This is a genomic window from Mycetocola sp., from assembly GCF_025464835.1.
Lineage (GTDB): Bacteria > Actinomycetota > Actinomycetes > Actinomycetales > Microbacteriaceae > Mycetocola_A.
Map to the genome: position 1 here is coordinate 32,654 of NZ_JAODMP010000006.1, position 23,344 is coordinate 55,997.

Annotated in this window: 24 protein-coding genes; 4 read left to right on the forward strand and 20 right to left on the reverse strand. The window is 66.3% G+C overall.

Translation table 11 applies throughout. From position 1 onward, the window contains the following. Positions 1-7 precede the first annotated feature (7 nt). Together JWP90_RS00610 and JWP90_RS00615 are read right to left on the reverse strand one after the other, a co-directional pair. Positions 8-970, reverse strand: a complete 963-nt coding sequence (locus tag JWP90_RS00610) for a sugar-binding transcriptional regulator (RefSeq protein ID WP_297358511.1) — start codon at positions 968-970, stop codon at positions 8-10. A gap of 119 nt (positions 971-1,089) precedes the next feature. Next, positions 1,090-2,298 (reverse strand): MFS transporter, encoded by a 1,209-nt coding sequence (locus JWP90_RS00615; RefSeq protein WP_297358513.1) that lies wholly within the window; start codon positions 2,296-2,298, stop codon positions 1,090-1,092. 53 nt (positions 2,299-2,351) lie between these two features. Here JWP90_RS00615 and JWP90_RS00620 point away from each other — a divergent pair, with 53 nt between their 5' ends. After that, positions 2,352-3,023: a maleylpyruvate isomerase family mycothiol-dependent enzyme gene (locus JWP90_RS00620; protein WP_297358515.1), complete on the forward strand. Its 672-nt coding sequence runs from the start codon at positions 2,352-2,354 to the stop codon at positions 3,021-3,023. 7 nt (positions 3,024-3,030) lie between these two features. Here the strand turns inward: JWP90_RS00620 and JWP90_RS00625 are convergent, their stop codons facing one another. From JWP90_RS00625 to truB, 4 genes are read right to left on the reverse strand one after another with little or no spacing between them, the layout of a single operon-like run. Then, positions 3,031-3,960, reverse strand: a complete 930-nt coding sequence (locus JWP90_RS00625) for a bifunctional riboflavin kinase/FAD synthetase (RefSeq protein WP_297358517.1) — start codon at positions 3,958-3,960, stop codon at positions 3,031-3,033. Then, a complete protein-coding gene (locus JWP90_RS00630; RefSeq protein WP_297358519.1) occupies positions 3,957-4,409 on the reverse strand; it encodes a hypothetical protein in 453 nt (150 codons plus the stop codon). The genes JWP90_RS00625 and JWP90_RS00630 overlap by 4 nt, the downstream gene beginning before the upstream one ends. Positions 4,410-4,456: 47 nt before the next feature. After that, entirely contained in the window at positions 4,457-4,825 is a 369-nt protein-coding gene (locus tag JWP90_RS00635; protein ID WP_297358521.1) for a hypothetical protein, read from the reverse strand. Further along, positions 4,822-5,757, reverse strand: coding sequence for a tRNA pseudouridine(55) synthase TruB (truB, locus tag JWP90_RS00640; RefSeq protein WP_297358523.1), 936 nt, complete (start codon positions 5,755-5,757; stop codon positions 4,822-4,824). The genes JWP90_RS00635 and truB overlap by 4 nt, the downstream gene beginning before the upstream one ends. 85 nt (positions 5,758-5,842) lie before the next feature. Between truB and JWP90_RS00645 the strand changes: the two genes are divergently transcribed. Continuing rightward, on the forward strand, positions 5,843-6,841 hold the full coding sequence (locus JWP90_RS00645) for a ketopantoate reductase family protein (RefSeq protein WP_297358525.1): 999 nt from the start codon (positions 5,843-5,845) through the stop codon (positions 6,839-6,841). Between the two features lie 193 nt (positions 6,842-7,034). Here the strand turns inward: JWP90_RS00645 and JWP90_RS00650 are convergent, their stop codons facing one another. Next, on the reverse strand, positions 7,035-7,709 hold the full coding sequence (locus tag JWP90_RS00650; RefSeq protein ID WP_297358527.1) for a uridine kinase: 675 nt from the start codon (positions 7,707-7,709) through the stop codon (positions 7,035-7,037). Between the two features lie 66 nt (positions 7,710-7,775). Between JWP90_RS00650 and JWP90_RS00655 the strand changes: the two genes are divergently transcribed. Beyond that, positions 7,776-8,651, forward strand: a complete 876-nt coding sequence (locus tag JWP90_RS00655; protein ID WP_297358529.1) for an A/G-specific adenine glycosylase — start codon at positions 7,776-7,778, stop codon at positions 8,649-8,651. A 30-nt stretch (positions 8,652-8,681) separates the two neighbouring features. On the opposite strand, the gene rbfA is transcribed toward JWP90_RS00655, so the two are convergent. From rbfA to JWP90_RS00715, 12 genes are all read right to left on the reverse strand, one after another. Then, complete coding sequence (gene rbfA, locus JWP90_RS00660; RefSeq protein WP_297358531.1) at positions 8,682-9,122, reverse strand: 30S ribosome-binding factor RbfA; 441 nt, start codon at positions 9,120-9,122, stop codon at positions 8,682-8,684. A 118-nt stretch (positions 9,123-9,240) separates the two neighbouring features. Next, complete coding sequence (gene infB / locus JWP90_RS00665; protein WP_297358533.1) at positions 9,241-12,048, reverse strand: translation initiation factor IF-2; 2,808 nt, start codon at positions 12,046-12,048, stop codon at positions 9,241-9,243. A gap of 83 nt (positions 12,049-12,131) precedes the next feature. Further along, a complete protein-coding gene (locus JWP90_RS00670) occupies positions 12,132-12,392 on the reverse strand; it encodes a YlxR family protein (RefSeq protein WP_297358535.1) in 261 nt (86 codons plus the stop codon). A 33-nt stretch (positions 12,393-12,425) separates the two neighbouring features. Then, the gene (gene nusA / locus JWP90_RS00675) at positions 12,426-13,415 is read right to left on the reverse strand and encodes a transcription termination factor NusA (protein ID WP_297358537.1); all 990 of its coding nucleotides are present in this window, start codon (positions 13,413-13,415) and stop codon (positions 12,426-12,428) included. A 206-nt stretch (positions 13,416-13,621) separates the two neighbouring features. Further along, positions 13,622-15,388, reverse strand: a complete 1,767-nt coding sequence (locus JWP90_RS00680; RefSeq protein ID WP_297358539.1) for a proline--tRNA ligase — start codon at positions 15,386-15,388, stop codon at positions 13,622-13,624. Between the two features lie 55 nt (positions 15,389-15,443). Next, positions 15,444-16,211, reverse strand: coding sequence for a hypothetical protein (locus JWP90_RS00685; RefSeq protein ID WP_297358541.1), 768 nt, complete (start codon positions 16,209-16,211; stop codon positions 15,444-15,446). Beyond that, a complete protein-coding gene (locus tag JWP90_RS00690; RefSeq protein WP_297358543.1) occupies positions 16,201-17,220 on the reverse strand; it encodes a VWA domain-containing protein in 1,020 nt (339 codons plus the stop codon). Before JWP90_RS00690 ends, JWP90_RS00685 begins: the two co-directional genes overlap by 11 nt. Next, a complete protein-coding gene (locus JWP90_RS00695; protein WP_297358561.1) occupies positions 17,217-18,203 on the reverse strand; it encodes a VWA domain-containing protein in 987 nt (328 codons plus the stop codon). Before JWP90_RS00695 ends, JWP90_RS00690 begins: the two co-directional genes overlap by 4 nt. Then, positions 18,203-18,676, reverse strand: coding sequence for a hypothetical protein (locus tag JWP90_RS00700; RefSeq protein WP_297358545.1), 474 nt, complete (start codon positions 18,674-18,676; stop codon positions 18,203-18,205). The genes JWP90_RS00695 and JWP90_RS00700 overlap by 1 nt, the downstream gene beginning before the upstream one ends. Continuing rightward, positions 18,663-19,559 carry a DUF58 domain-containing protein gene (locus tag JWP90_RS00705; protein ID WP_297358547.1) on the reverse strand — a complete coding sequence of 299 codons (897 nt, stop codon included), beginning with the start codon at positions 19,557-19,559 and terminating at the stop codon, positions 18,663-18,665. Before JWP90_RS00705 ends, JWP90_RS00700 begins: the two co-directional genes overlap by 14 nt. Before the next feature lie 8 nt (positions 19,560-19,567). After that, the gene (locus JWP90_RS00710) at positions 19,568-20,572 is read right to left on the reverse strand and encodes a MoxR family ATPase (RefSeq protein ID WP_297358563.1); all 1,005 of its coding nucleotides are present in this window, start codon (positions 20,570-20,572) and stop codon (positions 19,568-19,570) included. Positions 20,573-21,182: 610 nt separating this feature from the next. Further along, positions 21,183-21,596: a CBS domain-containing protein gene (locus JWP90_RS00715; protein ID WP_297358548.1), complete on the reverse strand. Its 414-nt coding sequence runs from the start codon at positions 21,594-21,596 to the stop codon at positions 21,183-21,185. A gap of 286 nt (positions 21,597-21,882) precedes the next feature. Between JWP90_RS00715 and JWP90_RS00720 the strand changes: the two genes are divergently transcribed. Beyond that, entirely contained in the window at positions 21,883-22,074 is a 192-nt protein-coding gene (locus JWP90_RS00720; RefSeq protein ID WP_297358550.1) for a hypothetical protein, read from the forward strand. A gap of 44 nt (positions 22,075-22,118) precedes the next feature. Here the strand turns inward: JWP90_RS00720 and ispG are convergent, their stop codons facing one another. Further along, complete coding sequence (gene ispG, locus JWP90_RS00725; protein WP_297358553.1) at positions 22,119-23,273, reverse strand: flavodoxin-dependent (E)-4-hydroxy-3-methylbut-2-enyl-diphosphate synthase; 1,155 nt, start codon at positions 23,271-23,273, stop codon at positions 22,119-22,121. Positions 23,274-23,344 lie beyond the last annotated feature (71 nt).

The following is a 23,344-nucleotide window of genomic DNA, read 5'->3' on the forward strand; positions in this document are numbered from 1 at the left end:
GGCCTGATTAGGCCGGAAAATCGGGGTTGAGCAAGTCGAGAGCTGTACCTTCGTCGGTGACGAGCACGGTGCAGAGGCCGCTGGTCACGACCGCCCTGGCGACCGCGTGCTTGCCCTCCCCCGCGATCACGGCGATGCTCGTCGCGGCACTGCGGAGTGCGTCGAGGCTCATGCCAACGGTGCGTTCGTCGAGGGACGGGTCGACGATCATCCCGGCGGCGTCGATGTACCTGCCAACCACGTCGCCGACGGCGCCGCGGCGGACCAGTTCGTCGACATCCGCCCCGGTCAGATAACCGCTCTCGACCAGTGCCGAATCGGAGCCGGCAACACCGGCGCTGTAGAGGTAGGCAGAAGCGCTCGCCGCCAGGTTGAGCACCCCGGCGACTGTTCTGTCTGCCTCGATGCTGAGCTTGGTTTCCCGGCGCTCGAGAATTGCGGGGCTGGGCAGCAGGGTGGCCTGGCCTGCCGCTTTCCGCGCGATCTCGAAAGCGGTGGCTGCAGCGGTTCCTGCGCGCTGGTTGACGCTGACACCGCCGTTGATCTGCACGACGTTGACGCCGGTCGCCCAGCCTTCAGTGAGGCGCTCGGCCACATCGTGGAGTGTACGGCCCCAGCTGATGCCGAGTGTACGCGGGACGGGGCGGAGGCTGGCCAGATAGTCGGCGGCACCCTGCGCTGCGCGGGCGCGGAGATCGTCTGCACCGTGCGTTCCCGCTGTTGGCACGACGATGGCGTCCGACAGCGCGAAACGTTCCGTGAGACTGCGTTCGAGAATGAGGCGCCGAGCCCGTGGATGAACGATCTCGATCCGGATGAAGCCTTTCTCCTTTGCAGAGGCGAGGAGACGACCCACCTTCCAGCGGGTGAGCTTGAGGATGGCTCCGACCTCATCCTGAGTCTTGTTCTCGTCGTAGTAGAGCTCCGCAGCGCGGATGGACAGCAACTCGTCGTTGTCGATGACTTCCACTGCGCTCCCTCCTCGTCGTCCCGCTCAAGCGTATGTGGCCGCTCTGCTCTTTTCAACAGTCGTAGCCCTTTCTGCTCATATGAGCAGCGGGGCGGGGTCGGGCACCACGAATGTGGCGTTCAGGCGCCGTCTTCCAGCATCCGCCCGCGCGCTACGACGGCACCGGCGCCGATGCCGCCGAGGGCGAGGACGATCATCAGGATCAGCGAAGCGGTCCAGCCGCCGGTGATGGCGTACAGGATTCCGAATGCGAGCGGTCCGGCAGCGCCGAAGAAGTAACCCATGCTCTGAACGAAGCCACTCAGAGCGATCGCCGAAGCATGGGTACGCGTGCGGAGGTTGATCAGGACCAGGGCAAGCGGGAAAAGGATCGGACCCAGCCCGACAAGGCCCACCCACAGACCGGGCAGGGCAGCAGGGGCGAGAAGCAGGCCCAGGTAGCCGGCGATGAACAGGGCGACGGCCAGGTAGACCAGGAGGGCGACGTTTCTCATCCGGCCGGCGATCAGAGGGATGAGCAGCCCGGCCGGGAAGCCCATGAATGCGAACACCGCGAGGAGGGAGCCTGCGGTCGCGTCACTCACGCCAGTGAGCTCCTCCAGCAGCACGGGAAGCCAGGCGAACATGGCGTACGCGTTGAGCGACGAGAGCCCGAAGACGACCGCAAGCGCCCAGGCCAGTGGCGACCTCCACAGGCTGCGGGCAACGTCCGCGCGCACGTCCTCGACACCTGCTCCCGGATTCTGGGAGGACCCGCGGAGAAGGATGCCGGCCCACGGCATCAACGCGAGCACGCCGACGACGGCCCACATCGCGAGAGAGAGACGCCAGCCGGCGGCATCCGCGACCGGAACGGCGACGAGCGGCGGTACGAACGTACTGACCGACATGGTTGTGACGTACAGGGCAGTGAGAAGCCCGACCCGATCCGGGAAGTATTTCTTCACGAGCGGGGGCAGCAGGACATTGCCGACACCGATCCCTGCGAACGTCAGGACGCTTCCGAGAACGAGGATTCCGACAGAGCCGGCGAACCCGCGCAGGAGATGGCCGAGCACGATGGCGACAAGGCATCCGATGAGCACTATCTCGAGCCGCGACCGTCGGACAAGCATCGGGGTGAAGATGCCGAAGACGGCGAAGCAGATCGGGGGCAGTGCGCCGAGCAGGCCGATGACCACCGCACTGAGCGGGATCTCGGCCGAGACTCGACCGACAATGGGTGACAGTGCGGCCACCGCTGTGCGGAGGTTCGCGGCGACGAGGACGATACCGACAAAAGCGAGGACTCGGCCGGCCAGCAGGGCGCGATTCGCTGGGGCTGTCACTGCTCCAGCTTAGGCGGCTCGACCACGGCCAGGGGCGGGCTTAGGGTTGGGCTATGTCCGACTCCGGTTCCCGTTCCCGTTCCTCCGTCCGCGGCGCGCGGATCTCCGATGCTCTCGAGATCGTCTGCGACGGGCTGGACTCGCTGACAGCGTCGCAATGGGCCGCACCGAGCCTGTGCGACGGCTGGAGCGTGAAGGACACCGTCTCACACCTGGTCTGGCGGGTGGGAACGGGGTCCGTGAGTCTCGCGAGCGACGTCGTCAGGGCATCCGTCACCGGCCGGCACCTGAACCCGATGCGCACGCTTGACGACATAGCCAGAGGCATCGCCGACAGCGGCGGATCAGATGAGCTGCGGCGACAGTTGCGCGCCATCGCCGGCGAAAAAGCGGCCGGCCGCGGCCGGACCACTATCGGTGAGCTGGCTGAGGTCGTCGTCCACGGGTACGACGCTTTGCATCCGCTCGAGGTTCGGCTGCCGTTCAGTGCAGAGACCACCCACCGCGTCGCCACGGTCAGCGCACTCACGGCCTCCCGTCGGACGCGCGCGCTGTTGCGGCATCGGACACTCGTCGCGGCAGACGCGGGATGGCGGATCGGGTCAGGGTCCGAGATCGTGGCCGATGCCGCCAGCATCGTCCTCTTCCTCAACGGTCGGAAGGCGATGCAGCCCCCTTCTCGCGAGACGATCTTCGCACCGGCCCCGACCCCGGGTCTCGCCTGACGGGTGCTCAGGAGAGAAGCTGGCGTACCCGTTCGACGTCGTCGCCCATCTGCACGATCAGCGGTTCGATGCCGGTGAAGGCGACCATCCCGCGGATGCGTTCAACGAACTCGACCTCGACGATCTGGTCGTAGAGATCGATCTCCTCATCGAGGACGTACGCCTCGACCTGTTTCTGCGCGACTCCGTCGAATGTGGGGTTGTTGCCGACCGAGATCGCAGCGGGGAAGCGGGTGTCCCCGACCTTGAGCCATCCGGCGTACACACCATCGGCGGGGATCAGGCCATGGGATTCAGGAGACAGGTTTGCCGTCGGATAACCGAGTTCCCGACCGCGTTTCGCTCCGTGCACGACCATCCCGCGGACGGATGGCGCGTGACCGAGCAGCACGGCGGCGTCGGAGACACTGCCCTGGGAGAGAAGTTCCCGGATCCAGGTGGAGGACACCCTCCTGCCGTCTTTCGGGGTGACGTCGGCGATGACCTCCACACTGAAACCGTACTTTTCGCCGAGCTCGACCAGGAGGCGGACGTCGCCTGCTCCTCTGTGGCCGAACCGGAAGTCGTGGCCGACGAGGACCAGGCGCGCGGAGAGAGCGTCGACCAGGATGCTCGTGACGAAGTCCTCGGGCGATTGGAGCGACAGCTCCCGGTCGAAGGTCAGCAGGAGCGTCGCGTCTACGCCTGTTCCGGCCAGCAGATCGAGCTTCTGGTCGGCGCCGACCAGCGCGTCCGGGCACTTCTCGGGTGAGAGAAGAGCGAGAGGATGCCGGTCGAAGGTCACGACGACCGAGCGGAGGTTTTCCTGGGCGGCAGCGGCACGGAGCCGGGTGATCACGGCGCGGTGGCCGGCGTGGACGCCGTCGAACTTGCCGATCGTGACCGCCGAAGGGCGGAAGCCCTCCGGGATGTCGGAAAGTGTTGAGAACGTGATCATGCGATGGCGCCGCGGGTCGGTCGGTGCCTGGCCAGCCACCACAGGCCGAGGATCGGCAACACGAGCGGAATGAACAGGTAGCCGCGGCCGAAGTACGACCACACGGTGTCATCCGGGAACAGTTGCGGGTCGAGGATGCTGAGCAGACCGACGACGAGGACGCCGGCCATTTCGAAACTGATCGCGATCCAGGCGAGACGGTACCACCCGCTCCCACTCCGGATGAGAGCGACGGTCGCGACGATGTACACCACGGCGGCGAGGGCCGAGAGCGAGTATGCGACGGGAGCCTCGGAGAACCGGCCGACGATCTGAACGAACGACCGACCGGTGGCTGCGAGTGCCAGTACGCCATAGACGGCGACGAGGATCCGGCCGATGCCGGAGATGCGAGCCGGGCGCTCCCGCGAAGCCTCGGTCGCTCTGGCCGCCCCTGTGTTCTTGATCATGTCTTTCCCAGTGTATTAGCCAACGGACTTCTTCCCGCCCCGCTCGCTCACCCGACGGGTGTGGTCCAGATCTCCTGCATCCGGTACACCATGACGGCGATTGCGAGGGCGGCAGTGCCGATGACCATGGTGCTCCACTTGCTGCGGTCGACGAGCGCCCAGAAGGCCGCAGCGAGGGGCACGATCAACGCCGAGACCAGATATGTGTAGAACTCGAGCATGTTCCCCACCGGTTCGTTCCCGGTCGCCGGCGCCACGATCGCGACGACGAGCTGGACGACCAGGAGCAGTTCGACGAGAGCAAGGGCGCCGAGGCTGAGATCGCTCGGCTTGCGGCCGGCGAGACCGAGGGCGACGCAGAGCAGCCCGGCGACGACGGCGACAGCGACCTGGGCCGTCGTGAACCAGACGATCATGCCCCTGCCCTCCGCCCAGGTACGTCCGCCTCATCCGGCGGGAAATTCACGGCGCTCTTCGCGACGCCGTCGGTGATGCGCAGCAGGCCGATGAGCCGGGAGTCCGGCGCCACCGCCGCGTACAGGCCGCCCTGCCCTGGTTCCCCGAGATCCCCGAACCCTGCGGCGTCGATTCGTTTCCCGTGGCCGAGGTCGACGGCCTGAGTTTCGGTCAGCGAGATCGCGGGGAAAAGGGCGGATGCCGCGGCAGCGGGCGAGAGCAGGCTTGCCGCAACGTCGAGCTCGTCGAGCCGCGATGCGTCCGCGATGTGGAACGGCCCGATACGGCTGCGCCGCAGGGCGGTGAGGTGCCCGCCGACGCCGAGGGCGGATCCGAGATCGCGTGCCAGGGCGCGGATGTATGTGCCTGAGGAGCACACGACGCGCACATCCAGGTCGATCGTGCCAGCGGCGTCGCGCCGGTCGAGGATGTCGAAGGCCGAGACGGTGACCGGTCGTGACGCGAGTTCGACGTTCCCTCCAGCGCGGACGAGCGCGTATGCCCGCTTTCCGTCGACCTTGATCGCGCTGACGCTCGAGGGCACCTGACTGATCGCCCCGGTGAGCGTGCGGATGCCTGCGGCGATCGCGTCTTCGCGAACGGCGGCGACGACATCCGGCTCTGCGGTCGCGACGACGTCCCCTTCGGCATCGTCGGTCGTGGTTGACGAGCCCAGGCGGATCGTCGCGAGGTATTCCTTGTCGAGACCGACGACATAGGTGAGCAATCGGGTGGAGGCGTTGACGCCGAGGATCAGCAGGCCGGTTGCCATCGGGTCGAGGGTGCCGGCATGGCCGACCCTGCGGGTTCCGGCGAGACGCCGGGTGCGGGAGACAACGTCATGGCTCGTGATCCCCTGAGGTTTGTCCACGAGCAGGATTCCGGAATTCACTGCACTCCCTGTTAGCTTTCGACGAACCATCTTCCCACAGGCGGATAGCGCGCCAACGCGACCGCGGAGATCGTAGGCTGGCGGGATGCGAATCGCTGTGATCGGGGCAGGGGCGCTCGGCTGCACCTTCGCGGCCCTTCTGGACAAGGCGGGGCACGAGGTGTTGCTCGTTGCCAGGGCTGCGCAGCTCGAAGCGGTTTCGGCATCGGGCGTGCAATTGTCCGGCGGCTTCGGGGGCTGGCGTACGACCCGCCTTGTCGCCGTCCCGACGCTCGAGGAACCGGTGGACCTTGCCCTGCTGACGGTGAAGGCACAGGATGCTTCTGCCGCACTGTCCGAGCATGGCGCGTCGCTGGCCGGAACCCCGGTGCTGGTCGTGCAGAACGGGCTCGACGGGGTGAGGACGGCGGACGAGGCTCTGCCCGACTCCCCCTGTTTCGGTGCGCTCTCCATTATCGCTGCCTCGTATCTGGAACCAGGATCGGTGACGGTGACGACGCCGGCGACCACCTACCTCGGCCGAGGCACCGGGGAGCCGGACGACGAGGTCCTCCGGTTCGCCGCGGTCCTTGGCGAGGCGTTCCCGGTTCGCGCGATCGGCAATTTCGTCGGGGCTCAGTGGACCAAACTGGTTGTGAACCAGTTGAACGCCCTTCCCGCGGTCACCGGGCTCAGCGTGCAGGCGGTCATTGCGAACCGGCGGTTGAGGCTGGTGATGGTGAGAAGCATGAGAGAGGCCGTCCGCGCCGGCATCGCCAGAGGCATCCGGTTCGGAGCCCTTCAGGGACTCAGTGACCGCAACCTGCGGTTGTTCGCACGGCTACCCGTTGTCGTCGGCCAAGTGCTTCCGCTCCTGTTCGCCGCCCGGATGGGGTCCGTGCCGAACCCCGGGTCGACGCTGCAGTCCATCAAACGCGGCCAGCGCACCGAAATCGATCACCTCAACGGCGCTGTCGTGCGTGAAGCGCGGGTTGCCGGGTTCTCCGCTCCCGTCAACGCCGCCCTGACGGCACTCGTGCACGAGGTCGAGGAGTCCGGCGAGTTCCTGGCACCTGCAGAGGTTCTCGCGCGTCTTCGCCGTTGACACGTTCTTCACGTCGGCAGACGGCGCCAGCATCCGGGCTACGCCGGATTCCGACGACCCCACATTCAGCAGATCTCGTGCGACACGCCGTGCCAGAAGCCCCCGGTACGGCGTGTCGGCTCATTTCTGCTGAATGTGAGGGCCGTTCCTGAAATCCGAGGTGGGCGAAGGTGTGGGAGAGAGCGGATGCCGGTCAGCAGCTGTCGAGGAACGACCGCGTCGGGTGCGCCTCGTCGGCGTTGTCGATGACGACCGAGGCCTGGCCGCGAGGGGCGGCGTCGAGCGTGTACAGCGTCTGGCCTCCGACGTAACGGGCGTTGGACGGGGCGTCCGCGCGCGGGTCAGCGCCGATCCACTCGTGCAGGCGCCGATAGGCCTCGTCGAGAGGGACGTCGAGCCAGATCGAATAGTGCCAGAGTCCGCGCAACTCGGGGCGGTGCAGGAACACCCCGTCCACGACGAGGAAGGCATCCTTGGGACCCGTCGCCCAGCGCGCCCCCTCCCCCACGTTCCGTTCCTCGTCGAAGCCGACGAGCTGGAAGCCTGTGCTGCCCGCCATTCGGAACGGTTCGATGAGCGCCCGGCGGAACAGCGAGTAGTCGAACGAATCCGAGTAGTACCCCTGGGCCGCTTCGCGGCCCCGTGCGTACCGTTCCTCCCGCGGCCGGTGGAAGTCGTCGATGGAGGCCCGAAAGACCGTGCGGTCCTCCTCCCTCAGCACCTCGGCGAGGTCGTCGGCGAATCGAGCGGTGCCTGAACCGCTGATGCCGTCGACGGCCACGAGAACGCGGCCGACGCGGTAGTTGTGCAGGATTTCGGCCCGCAGCTCCCGCAACAGGTCCACCCGCGGAGTCGTGACCAGTCTCATGATCCGAGCCTACCCCCGCAGAATCGGCCGGAGAAGGAGGACGCCCGGTCGCTTACGCTGGATGTGATGCGCACAACCTCCGCCCTCCCCGCCCGGATCATCGACTGGTTCGCCGTCTCAGGGCGGGCTCTGCCCTGGCGGGAGCCTGGTTTCCCCGCCTGGGGCACCCTCGTCTCCGAATTCATGCTCCAGCAGACCCCGGTCGCCCGCGTGATCCCCCGTCTCGCGGAGTGGCTGGAGCGCTGGCCGACCCCGGCAGACCTTGCCGCTGCGCCCCCCGGTGAAGCGGTGCGGGCGTGGGCGAACCTCGGGTATCCGAGGCGTGCACTGTGGTTGCACCGGGCGGCCGTCGAGATCACCGAGCGCCACGGCGGAGTCGTCCCGTACGACGTCGAGGCTCTGCTGTCGCTGCCCGGCGTCGGCGACTACACGGCGAGAGCGGTTGCCGTGTTCGCGTACGGTTCCCGGCATCCGGTCGTCGACACGAACACCCGGCGCGTGCTCGCCCGAGCGGTGGACGGTGACGGCGAGCCTGGACCTCCCTCTTCTCGACGCGACCTCGCAGCACTCGAAGCGGTGCTCCCGGATGATCTGGCCGAGGCACACGCCTTCAACGCCGGGATCATGGAGCTCGGGGCTATCGTCTGCACGGCGAGGAACCCCCGGTGCGACGCCTGCCCGATAGCGGATGCCTGCGCATGGCGCCTGGCCGGCTATCCGCCGTTCGACGGCAAACGCAAGGCGGCCCAGAAAAGGTATGCGGGCAGCGACCGCCAGGTGCGCGGTTTGATCATGGCCGAATTGCGTGCGGCGCACATCCCCGTGTCCAGAGGCGAGATCGACTCGCTCTGGCCGGATGCCGATCAGAGCGAGCGGGCGCTGGCCGGCCTTCTCGCTGACGGACTGGCCGTGGAACGAGAACAGGGCTACGTGCTGCCCTGAGGCGGCTCGCAGCCCTGTCGACGTACGGCTCTAGTCTTCGTCGTCCGCGATCACGCGCGGCTTGACATAGGGGTCTTCGTCTCCGGCGTATGTGGCCGTCGACTTGAGTGCTTCGATCGACTCGTCCCGTTCACGAGCCTGGGCAAGCAGCTCGTCGAGGTGCTTGGCGTTCTCAGGGAGCGCGTCGTGGATGAACTCGAGGCTCGGGGTCAGCCGGGCGGTGATGTTCTTGCCCACCTCGCTGCGGAACATCCCCTTGGCGGCTTCGAGCGCCGCGGCGGTGTCTGCACGTTCCTCGTCTGAGCCGTACACCGTGTAGAAGATGCTGGCGTGCTGCAGGTCCCCGGTGACTCGGACGTCGGTGATGGTGACGAACCCGAGGCGGGGGTCACGCATACCGCGCTCGATGCGCTTGGCGATCACTTCCTGGATGCGGTCGGCCAGTTTGCGTGCTCGTGGGTTCTCGCCCATGATTTTCTCCTTAAGCCATTACTGCGGTTGCGGTACCGGCGGCAGCAGCCTCCGATGCGCCAGCCGGAATCCTGGAGGGTCCCGGCGGTGCACGGAGGCTGCCGCCGCCGACGTCGACTTAGACGCGCGGCTTCTCTTTCATCTCAGTGGTCTCGATCTCATCACCGATCTGGATGTCGTTGAACTTGCCGAGGCCGATACCAGCCTCGAAGTCCGTCCGAACCTCGGTGACGTCGTCCTTGAAACGACGCAGCGATTCGATGGCCAGGTTGTCGCCGACCACGACGCCGTCGCGGATGACCCGCGCCCGAGCGTTCCGGGTGATCGTTCCTGAGCGGACGATGACACCGGCGATGTTGCCGAACTTCGAGGAACGGAACACCTCGCGGATCTCGGCGACACCGGACTGGACTTCTTCGTACTCGGGCTTGAGCATGCCGGTGAGGCTTGCTTCCACATCGTCGATGGCGTTGTAGATGACCGAGTAGAACCGGATGTCGACGCCTTCGCGAGCGGCACGTTCCCGGGCCTTCGGGTCGGGGCGAACGTTGAAGCCGATGATGATCGCGTTGTCGATGGTCGCCAGGTTGACGTCCGACTCCGTGATCGCACCGACACCGCGGTGGATGATCCGCAGTTGGACGCTCTCGTCGATCTCGATCTTGAGCAGCGATTCCTCGAGCGCCTCAACGGCACCGGAGACGTCACCCTTGATGATGAGGTTGAGCGATTCGACCTTGCCCTCTTCGAGTGCACGGGTGAAGTCCTCAAGGCTGATGCGCTTGCGGGACTTGGCCAGCTGGGCGTTGCGCTCCGCGGCTTCACGCTTCTCAGCGATCTGGCGTGCGGTGCGGTCATCGTCCGTGACGAGGAAGGTGTCACCGGCGCGAGGCACCGAGGAGAGGCCCTGAACCTGGACCGGACGCGAAGGCGTCGCGAATTCGACCGCGTCGCCGTTCTCGTCGGCCATCGCACGGACGCGGCCGTAGGCCGTTCCTGCGACGATCGGGTCCCCGACCTTCAACGTTCCCGACTGGATGAGCACGGTGGCAACAGCACCGCGACCCTTGTCGAGCTTCGCTTCGATCGCGACACCGCGTGCGTCCTTGTTCGGGTTCGCGCGCATGTCGAGGCCGGCGTCTGCTGTCAACAGCACAGCGTCAAGGAGTTCCTTGATGTTGATGTTGTTGCGAGCCGACACGTCGACGAACATGACGTCTCCGCCGTACTCTTCGGCGACAAGGCCGTATTCGGTGAGCTGCTGGCGCACCTTCTGCGGGTTCGCTGATTCCTTGTCGATCTTGTTCACTGCGACCACGATCGGCACGTTCGCCGCCTGGGCGTGGTTGAGTGCTTCGATCGTCTGGGGCATGATGCCGTCGTCCGCCGCGACCACGAGGATCGCGATGTCGGTGACCTGCGCACCACGGGCGCGCATGGCGGTGAATGCCTCGTGCCCAGGTGTGTCGATGAAGGTGATGGGGCGCTGGATGCCTTCGTGCTCGGCAACGACCTGGTACGCGCCGATGTGCTGGGTGATGCCACCGGCCTCACCTGCGACAACGTTTGCGTTACGGATGGCGTCGAGCAGCCGGGTCTTACCGTGGTCGACGTGACCCATGACCGTGACGACAGGAGGACGGACCTCGAGGTCTTCGTCCGTTTCGTCTTCGAGCTCCTGGTCGAGGTCGATGGAGAAGCCCTCGAGAAGCTCGCGGTCCTCCTCCTCCGGGGAGACGATGAGGATCCGGTAACCGAGTTCTTCACCGAGGATGCCGAAGGTCGCCTCGTCGAGGGACTCAGTCGCTGTCGCCATTTCACCGAGGTGGAACAGCACGGTGACGAGGTTGCCTGGGCTGGCGTCGATCTTGTCGGCGAAGTCCGAGATGGATGCTCCGCGACGCAACCGCACGATGGTGGTTCCGTCACCGCGGGGAACGCTCACGCCGCCAAGCGACGGGGCTTCCCTGAGTTCGAATTCCTGCCTCTTGGCCCGCTTCGACTTGCGTGACTTGCTCTTGCCGCCACCACGACCGAACGCACCGGCTGTTCCGCCGCCTGGGCCGCGGCCACGACCGCCGCCGCCCGCGGGGCGGTTGGGGCCGAAGTTGGAGCCTGGGGTTCCCGGGGCGCCGCCTGGACGCTGGAAACCACCTGCTGCCGGGGCACCCGGGCGCTGGAATCCGCCGGCGCCGGCTGGGCGGCCGGGGCCGCCTGGACGCTGGAATCCGCCCGCGCCGCCTGGGCGCGGAGCACCGGGGCGAGGCGCGCCTGGGCGCGGTGAACCCGGCCGAGGCGCCTGCGGGCGAGGGATGTTGCTTGGGCTGGGGGCTGCTGCCGGGCGCTGGCCCATCCCCTGCGCGCTGGCGAACGGGTTGTTGCCGGGGCGCGGGGTTCCGCTCGCCCGGTGCCCCATTCCCTGTGCGCTGGCGAACGGGTTGTTGCCGGGGCGCGGAGCACCGGGGCGGGGTCCGCCAGCGCTGGCCGGCTTCTCGCCCGATCCGGCGTCTGCAGCCGGGGCGGCAGGAGCAGCCGGGGCGGCAGGCGTTGACGGGGCAGGAGCTTCAGCGGCGGGTGCGGCCGGAGCTTCAGGCGCGGGAGCCGGTGTGGCCTTCGCGGCGGGTGCCGGGGTCGGTGCGGGTGCCGGAGCCGGTGCGGGTGCCGGAGCCGGTGCGGGAGCCGGTGTCGGCCCAGGTCGCGATCCGGGCTTCGCCGGCGACTTCGACGCCGTTGCCGCCGGGGCGTCAGCGGACGGCTTGGCACCGTCTGCCTGGAGGGCAGCGCGGAGCTTCCGCGCCACCGGAGGTTCAATCGTCGAAGAGGGCGATTTGACGAACTCGCCCAGTTCCTTCAGTTTTGCAAGGGCTACCTTGCTGTCGACACCGAGCTCGGAAGCGATCTCGTGTACGCGTGGTTTTCCAGCCACTATTCTCCTGTCTGGGTCCACCCAGACAGGGCGGACCGTTAATTACGGACGGGTCTCATTTCGAGCCGCTCATTAGTTGTCCATTAGCCGTTCAGCCTGTTCTCTCGTACTGAATTTTCTAGTGCTGCCGTGTCGAGCTTCCCGTCGGTGCGTAAGGCACGCCCGAAGGCCCGCCGCTTCACTGCGAGTTGGTAACACTGGATTTGCGGATGCAGCCACGCACCTCGACCGGGGAGAACCGCGGCGGTATCCACCACGAGTTCGAAATCCCGGACCACAATCCTCATCAAGGAGGACCTGTCGGCGCGAGCGCGGCATCCGACGCACGTTCTAACAGGTCCCATCCTAGCATCCCCTCAATTGTGTTCGGGTTGGTGTCAGTCGTCCTCGAGGATGCTGTCTGGCTGGATGTCGATCTTTGCCCCGGTGAGCTTCGCGGCCAGGCGGGCGTTCTGGCCTTCCTTGCCGATCGCGAGCGAGAGCTGGTAGTCGGGGACGAGCGCGCGCACGGCTTTGGTGGATTCGTCGAGGATGAACGAGCTCGTGACCTTCGCGGGCGACAGAGCGTTCGCGACGAAGGTGGCCAGGTTCGGTGAGTAGTCGACGATGTCGATCTTTTCGGAGCCGAGTTCTTCGGTCACGGCGCGGACGCGGCGTCCGAGCTCACCGATGCAGGCGCCCTTGGCGTTGACGCTCGGGTCGGTGGCACGGACGGCGATCTTGGTACGGTGGCCGGCTTCACGGGCCAGGGACACGATTTCGACGACGCCCGACGCGATCTCGGGGACCTCGAGTGCGAACAGCTTGCGGACGAGCGACGGGTGGGTGCGCGACAGCGTGATCTGCGGCCCCTTCATTCCCTTGGACACGCTCGTGACGTAGACGCGGATGCGAGCACCGTGACGGTACTCCTCGCCCGGGACCTGCTCCTCCGGGGGCATGATGCCTTCGATGGTTCCGAGGTCGATGTGCACCATCCGCGGGTTCGGACCCTGCTGCACGACCCCGGCAACGATGTCGCCTTCGCGACCCTTGAACTCACCGAGGATCGCATCGTCGGCGATGTCGCGGAGGCGCTGGTTGATGACCTGCTTCGCGGCGAAGGCGGCGATCCGGCCGAAGTCCTCCGGGGTGGACTCGGCTTCGCCGATGACGACGCCCTCTGCGTCGAGTTCGGGCACCAGGACCGCGACATGCCCTGTCTTGCGGTTCAGTTCGACACGCACTTCGGGCTCGGCTTCGCCTGGCTCGGTCTGGCTCTTCACATACGCGGTGCGAATGGCCTGTTCGATGATCTGAACGAGCTCATCGAATGGGATCTCTTTCTCCCGCTCCATCATCTTCAGTACGTTGAGATCGATGTCCACCGGGGTACCCCTCTATTCAGCTGCCACCGCCACTCATACACTGGCGGATCGATCTTCTAACTTACCCGACGTTGCCGGTTTCCGTCACCACTGTGCGCAGCAGGGGGCGCGGTCAAGCGGTTCGGAGCCCTGCTGCGCCGAAAAGGGCTGGGCTTCGCGAGGAAGTCCAGCCGTTTTCGACAACGCAGGGCGGATGCCTGCCAGGATCAGCCCTTGAGGCGGGCGGCAGCCTCAGCGATCGGCACCGGGGTGCGCTCGCCCGTCCTGCGGTCCCACAGTTCGACGAGGCCGTCGGCAACGCCGCGGCCGGCGATGACGATTTTGGGAATTCCGAGGAGTTCAGCGTCGCCGAACTTGACCCCGGGGGAGACCTTCGGCCGGTCGTCGAAGAGCACATCGAACCCGGATGCCTCCAGGTCGGCGACCACGGACTCTGCCGCTTCGAACACGGCTGCGTCACGGCCGGTGGCGACCACGTGCACGTCGAACGGGGCGACCGTCTCTGGCCAGATCAGGCCGTTCTCGTCGTTGTTGAGTTCGGCGATGATGGCGAGGATGCGGGTGATCCCGATTCCGTATGAGCCCATCGTGACGGTGACGAGCTTGCCGTTCTCGTCCAGCACCTTGAGTCCCAGTGCTTCTGCGTACTTGCGTCCGAGCTGGAACACGTGCCCGATCTCCATGCCACGGGCGAGTTCGACCGGGCCTGACCCGTCAGGGGCCGGGTCGCCTGCGCGGACGTCAGCCACCTCGGCGATGCCGTCGCCGACGAAGTCGCGGCCGGCGACGAGTCCGAAGACGTGACTGCCGTCGGTGTTGGCACCGGTGATCCAGCTGGTGCCATCGACGATGCGGGGGTCAAGCAGGTAGCGGATGCCTGTGGCCGATTTCTCGCCCAGGACGGCACCGTCCTCGCTCCACGGCCCGATGTATCCCTTGATCAGTCCCGGGTGCCTGGCGAAGTCGGCGTCTGTCGCCGCTTCGATCTCGGCGGGCGCGAACGCGACTTCGGCGCGTTTGAGGTCGACGTCGCGGTCGCCGGGAACGCCGACGATGACGAGCTCGCGGGTTCCGTCGAGCGCACGCAGCGCCAGGACCACGTTCTTCAAGGTGTCCGCAGCCGTCCAGGCGACGCCGTCTGCACGCGGGTGTTCCGCGTTGGCGAGCTCGACGAGTGTCTGGATGGTGGGGGTGTCAGGGGTGTCGTGAACCACCGGCTCCGCCTGGCCGTCGATCGGGAGAGCGGGCGGCCTCATGGTCGTCCACGCTTCGACGTTTGCGGCGTATCCGCCGGCCGAGCGCACGAAGGTGTCTTCACCGACAGCTGTCGGGTGCAGGAACTCTTCGCTCTTGGAGCCGCCCATCGCCCCGGCGTCTGCCGCGACGATGACGTACTCGAGACCGAGCCTGGTGAAGATCCGCTCGTATGCGTCGCGTTGCTTCTGGTAGCTGACCTCGAGGCCGGCATCCGTGTGGTCGAAGGAGTATGCGTCCTTCATGGTGAACTCACGGCCGCGCAGCAGGCCGGCCCTCGGGCGTGCCTCGTCGCGGTACTTGTCCTGGATCTGGTAGATCGACAGTGGCAGTTCTTTGTACGAGGAGTACAGGTCCTTCACCAGGAGGGCGAACGCCTCCTCGTGGGTAGGAGCGAGGAGCATGTCGCTGCCTTTGCGGTCCTTGAGCCGGAACAGCCCGTCACCGTACTCGTCCCACCGGCCGGTTATCTCATACGGTTCGCGAGGCAGCAGCGCCGGGAAGTGCACCTCGTGCGCACCGGCGTTCGTCATCTCCTCGTGGACGATGCGCTCGATCTTGCCCTTGACGCGGAGGCCGAGCGGCAGCCAGGCGAAGATGCCGGGCGCCTGCCGACGGATGTACCCGGCTCGGACGAGGAGGCGATGACTGACCACCTCGGCGTCGGCGGGGTCTTCACGGAGAGTTTTCAGGAAAAAGTTGGTGAGGCGCGTAACCATTCGTCAATGCTATCGCCGAGCGGAGGCGCGCCCCGTCGCTCCGGTTCCCGCAGGGTCACCACGGCTTCTCGACGTAGTCCCTGCTGCCGTCCTGCCCGCGCTGGGTGGAATCCTGGTTCTGCTTCTCCTTCTCGGCTTCGTCGCTTCGCTCTTTGAGTTCGTCGACCTTGCCCTTTGCCCCGTCGTTCGCCTCCCCCGGTTGGCCGGCATCCGCCTCCGGCTGCGCAGGAGCCTCCTGCTGCTCGCTCTGCCGGAGCTTCTCGGCGACCCGCTCGTCGGCCTGTTGGAGCCTCTCCGCTGTCTCGTCCGGCTCCCGGGGCGAAGGCTGCTGTTCGTTCCGTCCCTCAGACGGTTGCTGTTCGAAGCATCCTTCGTCCGCCCCGGCGTCGAGCACCGCCTTGGCGGTCTCGTAGAGTTTGATCGCTCCGGTGAAGTACCCCGCCTGGAAGTAGGAGTCGCCCTGCAGCTCCCAGGCGAGGGCGAGGTTCACCCGGACGTCGCAGCGGCGCTCCTGGGGTGCCCTCTCCAGTGCTTTCGCGAGGTCATCTGTCGCATCCGAGTACGCCTGCCCGGCTGCGTGGGCGGTCCCGCGGTTGAAGTAGGGGATCCAGGTTTCGGCGACGTTGAGGAACATCAGCGAATCGGATGCCTCAACGCTCGATTCGAAGCGCCCCTGATCGTATGCGTCGATTCCCCGCTGCGCGAGTAGCGGCATGCTCAACAGCTTCCAGGCGACGAAAAGCGCAAGGAGCACGACGGGGAGGGAGAACAGGATCAGTCTCCGCCTGGTCCGTTTCGCGGAAGCGTTCGACTTAAGCAGCACTGTCTCCCCCTCCCAGCCGGCGAAGGTCACGGAGAGCGACGGCGAGCGCGCCTGCTTCCGTGAGCGCCAGCATCCCGAACCCGATCGCGAAGATCCAATAGAACTCAGGGGTGTCGACGACGGGTTCCCTTCTCGCGTCGACGTTCCCGACGGTGATGCCAGCCAGGGCCGGGTCGATGGGTTCCGCCACGTCACGGTGCTGGTAATCAACACCGAGCTGCGTCGCTATCGACTGCAACGCCACCTCGTCGATTTTGGACACGGCGTCCTGCACACCCGCGTCGCTGAACCAGGTGATGTATGGCCGGGTGGCGTCGTTGTCGTCGTATCCGTTGAACTGACGCATGCGGCCACCGGTCTGGGTTCCGTAGCCGAGCACGGCGCCCTCATCGATGAAGGTCCTGACCGGCTCGAAGGACTCGGGCGCCCGGGATGAGGTCTGTTCGCCGTCGCCGAGGTAGAACAGGACGCGAGTGCGGTCAGGGTATTGTTCGGCGTCCCCCGCCAATCGCTCGGCGAGGTAGCCGGCGGGGGCCGAGATGCTGCTGCCCGCCGAGTAGATGGTCACTTCCTGGTTCAGTGCCTCCGTGCCAGACACCAGGGCAGACGTGTCCGTGGTGAGAGGCAGCCGCTGCACCGTCTCGGCGTCGAAAGTGATCAGTGAGAACCGGGCGCCTGCGAGCTTCGAAGCGATTTCCGCGATGTCGGCGCGCACCCCGACGAGCCGTGGCTCGCCGGCTGGACCGTAGTCCTCGGCCGCCATGCTGCTCGTTGTATCGACAACGAAGTAAACGTCGACATCGCCTGACGCAGTCGGGGGCTGGAGGTTCGAGGGCAGCGCCGGGCGCATGGCCAGCCCGAAGAGCAGGAGCACCATGCCCAGACGGATCAGCCAGTGCCAGGAGCCGTGGCGTCTCGGCGCCCTGGCGTATTGCACCATCGCGAACAGGGCGAGCGCGCCGAGGACGACCACGAGCATCCCGACCGGGAGGAGCGGAGAGAACGTCATCGCTTGAGCCTCCAGCCGAAATACATGATCAGCGCTGTGCCGAGCACGCTCAGGAGGAACGGCCAGGTCGGCTCGTCCGTGCGCACGAGAAGCGGCTCCCCCGTCAACCGCTCGGTCTGCTGCGCCTCTATCCCATCGACGATCGACGGGATCGCGGATGGGTCGGCGAGGGCGAAGTAGCCTCCGTCGGTGGCGAGGACGACTCGTTCCATCTCGCGGGCGAACTCGGCGATGTAGTCCTTGCTCGTGACGTCTCCCGGGTTGATCCCGTACACCCGCACCTTCCGCTCGGCCGCGAAAGCCCCGGCCTCCGGCAGCGTGAGGATCTGTTCGCCTGCGACATAGTTGTCGGTGGCAAGCACGATCGAGCGGGACCGTTCCCTGTCGACATCGTCGAAGCGCATGACACAGGAGCCCAGTCCATCGCCGATGAGGGATGAACCTTCGCCGAGCAGGGTTCCGTTGATGAACGCGTAGTCGGAGAGCGGCGACGACAGGTCGTTCTCGAGACGCGTGAGCTGCTCGCGGACGAAGCGGTAGTCGGTGGTGAGGGGAAAATGGGTGACCGCTGACGCGTTGAACAGCACGAGCCCGATCCGTTCACCGTCGAATTCGTCGACGAGGTCACGGAACGTGCGCACGATCGCCGCGTCGTAGTCAATCATCGATCCGGAGACATCCAGGCAGAGCACGATGTCACGGTTGCGCATTTCCGGTTGGTAACTGCTGATGCTGACCAGCCGGGAGCTCATCAGCACCGCGGCGACGAGCACGAGCGATACGACGACGACGGCACCGTACAGGGCGGCGCGGTACCTGACCAGCGCTGCACGGTAAGCGGGCAGCTGGGTGAGCCGGTCGGAATGGGCAACCGGGACGGCAGTCGCGAGCGCCCTGGCCCTGCGTCTCGCGCGCAGCCACAGCGCCAGGGCAACGACCCCTGCCGTAGTGGCGAGCCAGAGGACCGGCATCCACCAGTACATCAGCTCCACGTGCCAACCACCTCCCGCGCCACGTCAGCGGAGTACCGCACGTCGCCCTGTTCAACGGCGGCGAACTCGGCCGGGTAGTAATGTTCGACGGCGTCGGCGACCGATCGGAGGTTGGCCTGGTTGAGGTCCTCAAGCGTCATGACCTGTGCCTTGCGGCCGCTGGATTCGAAGACGAAGAACCGCACAAGAGTGCCGAGTTTCTGGTGAGCTGCCCGCGTGCTCAGTTCCTCTGCGCGCCAGGCTTCCTCCACCTCCTCGATCAGGGAGTAATACTTGCTCCTCAACCGCGCCGCCTCGACGAGCGGGTCGGCCGCCGGAGGCGGTTGCGGCATCCGGTGTTTGCGGTTGAGCCACCACCAGACGAACACGTACCAGGCCACGATCAGCACGAGGAGGATCACGCCGAGGATCGCCCAGATCGGCGCATACATGGTTGGCGGGTAGAAACCTTCACCGCCTGGCATGGTTGTGCACCTCCAGGAGACGGAAGAGCCCAGGCACGACCTCATCGTCGCTCGACATGCGGCGGCTGGAGATCCCGATCCGATCGAGCAACTCGGCGGATGCCGCTGTGCGGCTCGCGACCGCGGTGGCGAATTCTGCGCGAAGAGCGCTGTTGCTGCGCAGGAACGGCGGAAGCTCCCGCCCGTCTGCGACGTCGATCATGTCCCGGTCGGCGTACTCGTCGCGGGTGGGATCGGCGTCGCCGATGGTGATCCAGAGGATCTCGTGCTGGGCGTGCAGCCGTCGCACGAGCTGCAGTTCACCGGCCCGGTCGGCGGCGATGGCTCCGTCGTCGGCGAGCACGATCAGCAGCATCCGGCGGCGGAACGTGCGCCGGACGTAGTCGAGCTGGGCGAGAAGGGAGCTGGGGGCCGCGCTGAGGCTTGTGCGCTTGTGTATCACGCGGAGCAGGCGTTCGAGGTGCGACTCGGTGCCGCGAAGTGGCACGTATTCAGTGCTGTCTGCATCGCCGGCGACGAGTCCGACGTGATCGCCGTGACGAACGGCGAGGTAGCCGAGCACCCCGGCGGCCAGGATCGCGACATCACGCTTGAGCATTCCGCTTTCCGAGAGGGCGGCAAAGTCCCTGCCAGTGTCGACGACGAGGAGCACGGCGTGTTTCTTCGTGGCGATGTATCTCTTCGTGAGCGGAGAGCCCACGCGCGCTGTGGCTTTCCAGTCGATGTCTTTGACGTCATCGCCGGGTATGTACGCGCGCAGGTCGTCGAAGTCGAGACTTTTGCCGTGGAAGAGTGACACATACTCGCCGTCGAGCAGTCCGCGTACCTTGCGGTGGGCGCGGATCGCCAGTCGCGTTCTCACTCGGTGGAGCAGCTCGTCCACGGTGCGCCCTAGGGGACGGAGATCGCCGCGAAGATCGCGTCGATGATCGTCTCGGGTTCGACGTCGTCGGCGGCCGCCTCGAAGCCCAGGATCAGGCGGTGTCTGAGCACCTGGTGCCGGAAGAATTTGACGTCCTCCGGGATGACATGCTCCCGTCCGTTCAGCAGAGCGAGGGCACGCGCGACGGCGCTGAAAGCGATCGAGGCTCGCGGGCTTGCGCCGTACTGGATGTAACCGGCGAGGTCAGGGGCAAGGTACTGGTCGGCGTTCCGGGAGACGAAAACAGCCTGGACGATGTAGTTGAGGATCGATGGGTCCAGGTAGACCCGTCGGACAAGCGACTGAAGGAACAGCACGTCGTCGATCGACGCGGAGGCAAGCACAGGCGCCGATTCGTCGTAGATGCCGGCATTGACCCGGCGAACGATCTCCGCCTCCTCGGTCAGGCTCGGATAGTCCAGATTCTCCTTGATCAGGAACCTGTCCAGTTGCGCCTCGGGCAGGTGATAGGTGCCTTCCTGCTCGATCGGGTTCTGCGTCGCCAGAACCAGGAACGGCTGCGGAAGGCGATAGTTGACTCCGCCGATCGAGGTCTGGCGCTCCTGCATCGCTTCGAGCATGGCCGACTGGGTTTTCGCGCTTGACCGGTTGATCTCGTCGAGCAGCACGAAGTTCGCGTGGACGGGGCCGAGCTGCGTGTCGAAACGTCCTGTCGCCGGATCGTAAATCTGGGTTCCGATGATGTCGGATGGCAGCAGATCCGGCGTGCACTGGATTCGCTTGAATCGCGCCTGGACGGCTTCGGCGATCGACTCGGCTGCCGTCGTCTTGGCGAGGCCTGGCACACTCTCGAGCAGAACGTGCCCGCCGGTCATCAGCGCGACGAGAAGGCTGGTGCGAAGACTGGACTGCCCGACGACCTTCGCACCGTAGGCCCGAACGATCGTTGTGAGGATGTCATGGGCACGCGCGAGCTCGGCCGGCTGTACCGGCGTGCTGGGTTCTGCGGTCAGGGTCACGGCAGGCTTCTCCCGGGAAGTCGCGCGGGGAGCACCGTTGCCGCCCACGATCCGGTCAGTCTAATCGACGGGATACGCCAGCCCGCTGGGAATTTGCCGCTCTGATACGTTCGCGCGTTCCTGCCTCGCCCGGCGTGCCGCGGGGCCGGTCACGCGAGAAACGGCACCACGTCGAACCCGCGGCGGGCGGAGGAGACAACAGGGACGCCAGGTCCGCCACAGGTCCTGGGCCGGCGGACTCCCAATCGATGAGCACGGTTCCCCGTCCGTCGAGAACACGTTCACGCCGACTGCGTCGTGATGGCACAGCGTGTGCGGCAGCGATTCGAGGATCTTGCGGATCCGATGCTGCGAAACGACGAGCCGCTCGATCCGGCCGAGCCGTGACGAGCACGGCAACCGCAATCAGGTTCCCGAGATCGTGTCCCTGTGCCTGCATCGCCCAGTTCTCGGTTCCCTGCTGGTACGGCCACGGCGCCAGAAGGCCGAGCAGACGGGCGATGACCACGAGGGCAGGAATGACCACGGATGCCATGAGACGCGACGTTCTCCGCGGTCGCCGGCGCAGGCCGGACGTGGCACGACGGCCAGCGGGAGCGCCGGGTCACTCCGAGATCTCGGCGACCGTCTCACCCACGTCGGTGGGGTTGAGCGACAGAGCGACATCCGCCTGGGAAAGCATCCCTACCAGGGTGTGCCCGTCAATGACAGGGAGACGGCGGACCTGGTGTTTCTCCATCGTGCGGAGTGCCTCGGCGGCATCGTCATCAGCGCCGATCGTGACGGGTTTGCCTTGGGCGAATGACCCTGCCGTCGCCGACGACGGGTCACCGGACGCGGCGATGCATTTCACGACGATGTCTCGGTCGGTCAGCATGCCGTGCAACCGGCCGTCCTCACCACAAATAGGCAACGCCCCCACATCCAGGTCGCGCATCTTCTGTGCGGCCGTCACGAGGTTGTCGTTCTCCCCGATGCACTCGGCGCCCGGCGTCATGATCTCGCGTGCGGTAACCATGATCTGTGATTCCTTTCCGTTCGTCTGGCCCGCAACGTTACGCCTCAGGGGCGACTCCGGTGAGTCCTTGACATCTCCAGATCACGGACTCTTCCACCCCGGCTCGGCGCGCGCACGTCGCGGGCTGGAAGCCTCTGCCACACAAAGGCGTCCGCTCCCTCTCGACAGGTCCCTCGGGGGCCGCATACCGTAGGAAGCGCTACGGATTGTGCTCGCGCGGTGACCGGCTGTCCCAGATTCGGTTCTTCTCGACGAGCCGGATCCGAGCCGGATAGAGAGGATGACGATGACTCCAAACGCGGGTAAGGCCGATTTCGGAGGGCCGAAGGAACGTGAAGGGATGAAGGGCAACTCACCCGATGACCTGCCCCTCCGTGACGGGCACAACGAGGAGCCGGATGTGCCGAGCGCCCAGGAGGCGATGGAGGAGGCCGGTCTGCTCGACGGCCAGGACAGCGACACGGACCGGGCGCCGTAGCGCGGCGACAGACTCGTCAGCCCGCTGACGGACTCGTCAACAAGCTAACTGACGCTGACGACGGGAGCGCCGAGCGATGTGTCGCTCGGCGGCATTTCGGCGGCGAGTCGGTTGGCCTCCTCGATGAGCGTTGCGACGATCTCGGACTCGGGAACGGTCTTGATGACCTCTCCTTTGACGAAGATCTGACCCTTGCCGTTGCCGGACGCGACACCGAGGTCCGCTTCGCGGGCTTCGCCCGGACCGTTCACGACGCATCCCATCACGGCGACGCGGAGGGGAACGGTCATGCCTTCGAGGCCGGCAGTGACGTCGTCAGCGAGCTTGTACACGTCGACCTGGGCCCGTCCGCAGCTCGGGCATGACACGATCTCGAGCTTGCGTTCACGCAGGTTCAGCGACTGCAGGATCTGCAGGCCCACCTTGATCTCCTCGGCGGGCGGGGCGCTGAGCGAGACGCGGATGGTGTCGCCGATGCCCTCGGACAGCAGAATGCCGAACGCCGTCGCGCTCTTGATGGTGCCCTGGAATGCCGGGCCGGCCTCGGTTACCCCGAGGTGGAGGGGCCAGTCGCCACGCTCGGCGAGCAGCCGGTAGGCCTTCACCATGACGATCGGGTCGTTGTGCTTGACCGAGATCTTGAAGTCGTGGAAGTCGTGCTCTTCGAACAGACTTGCCTCCCAGACGGCGCTCTCAACGAGCGCCTCAGGGGTTGCCTTGCCGTACTTCTGCAGCAGGCGGGGATCGAGTGAGCCTGCATTCACGCCGATCCGGATCGAGACGTCAGCGGCTTTCGCGCGGCGGGCGATCTCGGCGATCTGGTCGTCGAACTTGCGGATGTTCCCTGGGTTGACCCGCACGGCGGCGCAACCGGCGTCGATGGCCGCGTATACATAGTTCGGCTGGAAGTGGATGTCTGCGATGACCGGGATCTGGCTCTTCTTCGCGATGATCGGAAGCGCTTCGGCGTCGTCACGGCTGGGCACGGCGACACGGACGATGTCACAGCCGGATGCCGTCAACTCGGCGATCTGCTGGAGCGTCGCGTTGATGTTCGGCGTCGGTGTCGTCGTCATCGACTGGACGCTGACAGGAGCGTCGCCTCCGACGAGAACCTTGCCGACCTTGATCTGGCGGGTTTTCCGACGGGGAGCGAGGGTTTCGGGGACCTTGGGCATTCCCAAATTAACTGCTGGCACGGTGCCATCCTACGCCGGGCGCCCTGAGCGCTTGCCGACCGCTCATCCCGTGATCAGAGCGACCAGCGCCC

What these genes read in the sequence shown, in the direction of transcription:
- JWP90_RS00620 (WP_297358515.1), top strand. Translation starts at nt 2,352, where the DNA reads ATGTCCGACTCCGGTTCCCGTTCCCGTTCCTCCGTCCGCGGCGCGCGG.
- JWP90_RS00625 (WP_297358517.1), bottom strand. Translation starts at nt 3,960, where the DNA reads ATGATCACGTTCTCAACACTTTCCGACATCCCGGAGGGCTTCCGCCCT.
- JWP90_RS00630 (WP_297358519.1), bottom strand. Translation starts at nt 4,409, where the DNA reads ATGATCAAGAACACAGGGGCGGCCAGAGCGACCGAGGCTTCGCGGGAG.
- JWP90_RS00635 (WP_297358521.1), bottom strand. Translation starts at nt 4,825, where the DNA reads ATGATCGTCTGGTTCACGACGGCCCAGGTCGCTGTCGCCGTCGTCGCC.
- JWP90_RS00645 (WP_297358525.1), top strand. Translation starts at nt 5,843, where the DNA reads ATGCGAATCGCTGTGATCGGGGCAGGGGCGCTCGGCTGCACCTTCGCG.
- JWP90_RS00650 (WP_297358527.1), bottom strand. Translation starts at nt 7,709, where the DNA reads ATGAGACTGGTCACGACTCCGCGGGTGGACCTGTTGCGGGAGCTGCGG.
- JWP90_RS00655 (WP_297358529.1), top strand. Translation starts at nt 7,776, where the DNA reads ATGCGCACAACCTCCGCCCTCCCCGCCCGGATCATCGACTGGTTCGCC.
- rbfA (WP_297358531.1), bottom strand. Translation starts at nt 9,122, where the DNA reads ATGGGCGAGAACCCACGAGCACGCAAACTGGCCGACCGCATCCAGGAA.
- JWP90_RS00670 (WP_297358535.1), bottom strand. Translation starts at nt 12,392, where the DNA reads ATGGGACCTGTTAGAACGTGCGTCGGATGCCGCGCTCGCGCCGACAGG.
- JWP90_RS00680 (WP_297358539.1), bottom strand. Translation starts at nt 15,388, where the DNA reads ATGGTTACGCGCCTCACCAACTTTTTCCTGAAAACTCTCCGTGAAGAC.
- JWP90_RS00690 (WP_297358543.1), bottom strand. Translation starts at nt 17,220, where the DNA reads ATGACGTTCTCTCCGCTCCTCCCGGTCGGGATGCTCGTGGTCGTCCTC.
- JWP90_RS00695 (WP_297358561.1), bottom strand. Translation starts at nt 18,203, where the DNA reads ATGTACTGGTGGATGCCGGTCCTCTGGCTCGCCACTACGGCAGGGGTC.
- JWP90_RS00700 (WP_297358545.1), bottom strand. Translation starts at nt 18,676, where the DNA reads ATGCCAGGCGGTGAAGGTTTCTACCCGCCAACCATGTATGCGCCGATC.
- JWP90_RS00715 (WP_297358548.1), bottom strand. Translation starts at nt 21,596, where the DNA reads ATGGTTACCGCACGCGAGATCATGACGCCGGGCGCCGAGTGCATCGGG.
- JWP90_RS00720 (WP_297358550.1), top strand. Translation starts at nt 21,883, where the DNA reads ATGACTCCAAACGCGGGTAAGGCCGATTTCGGAGGGCCGAAGGAACGT.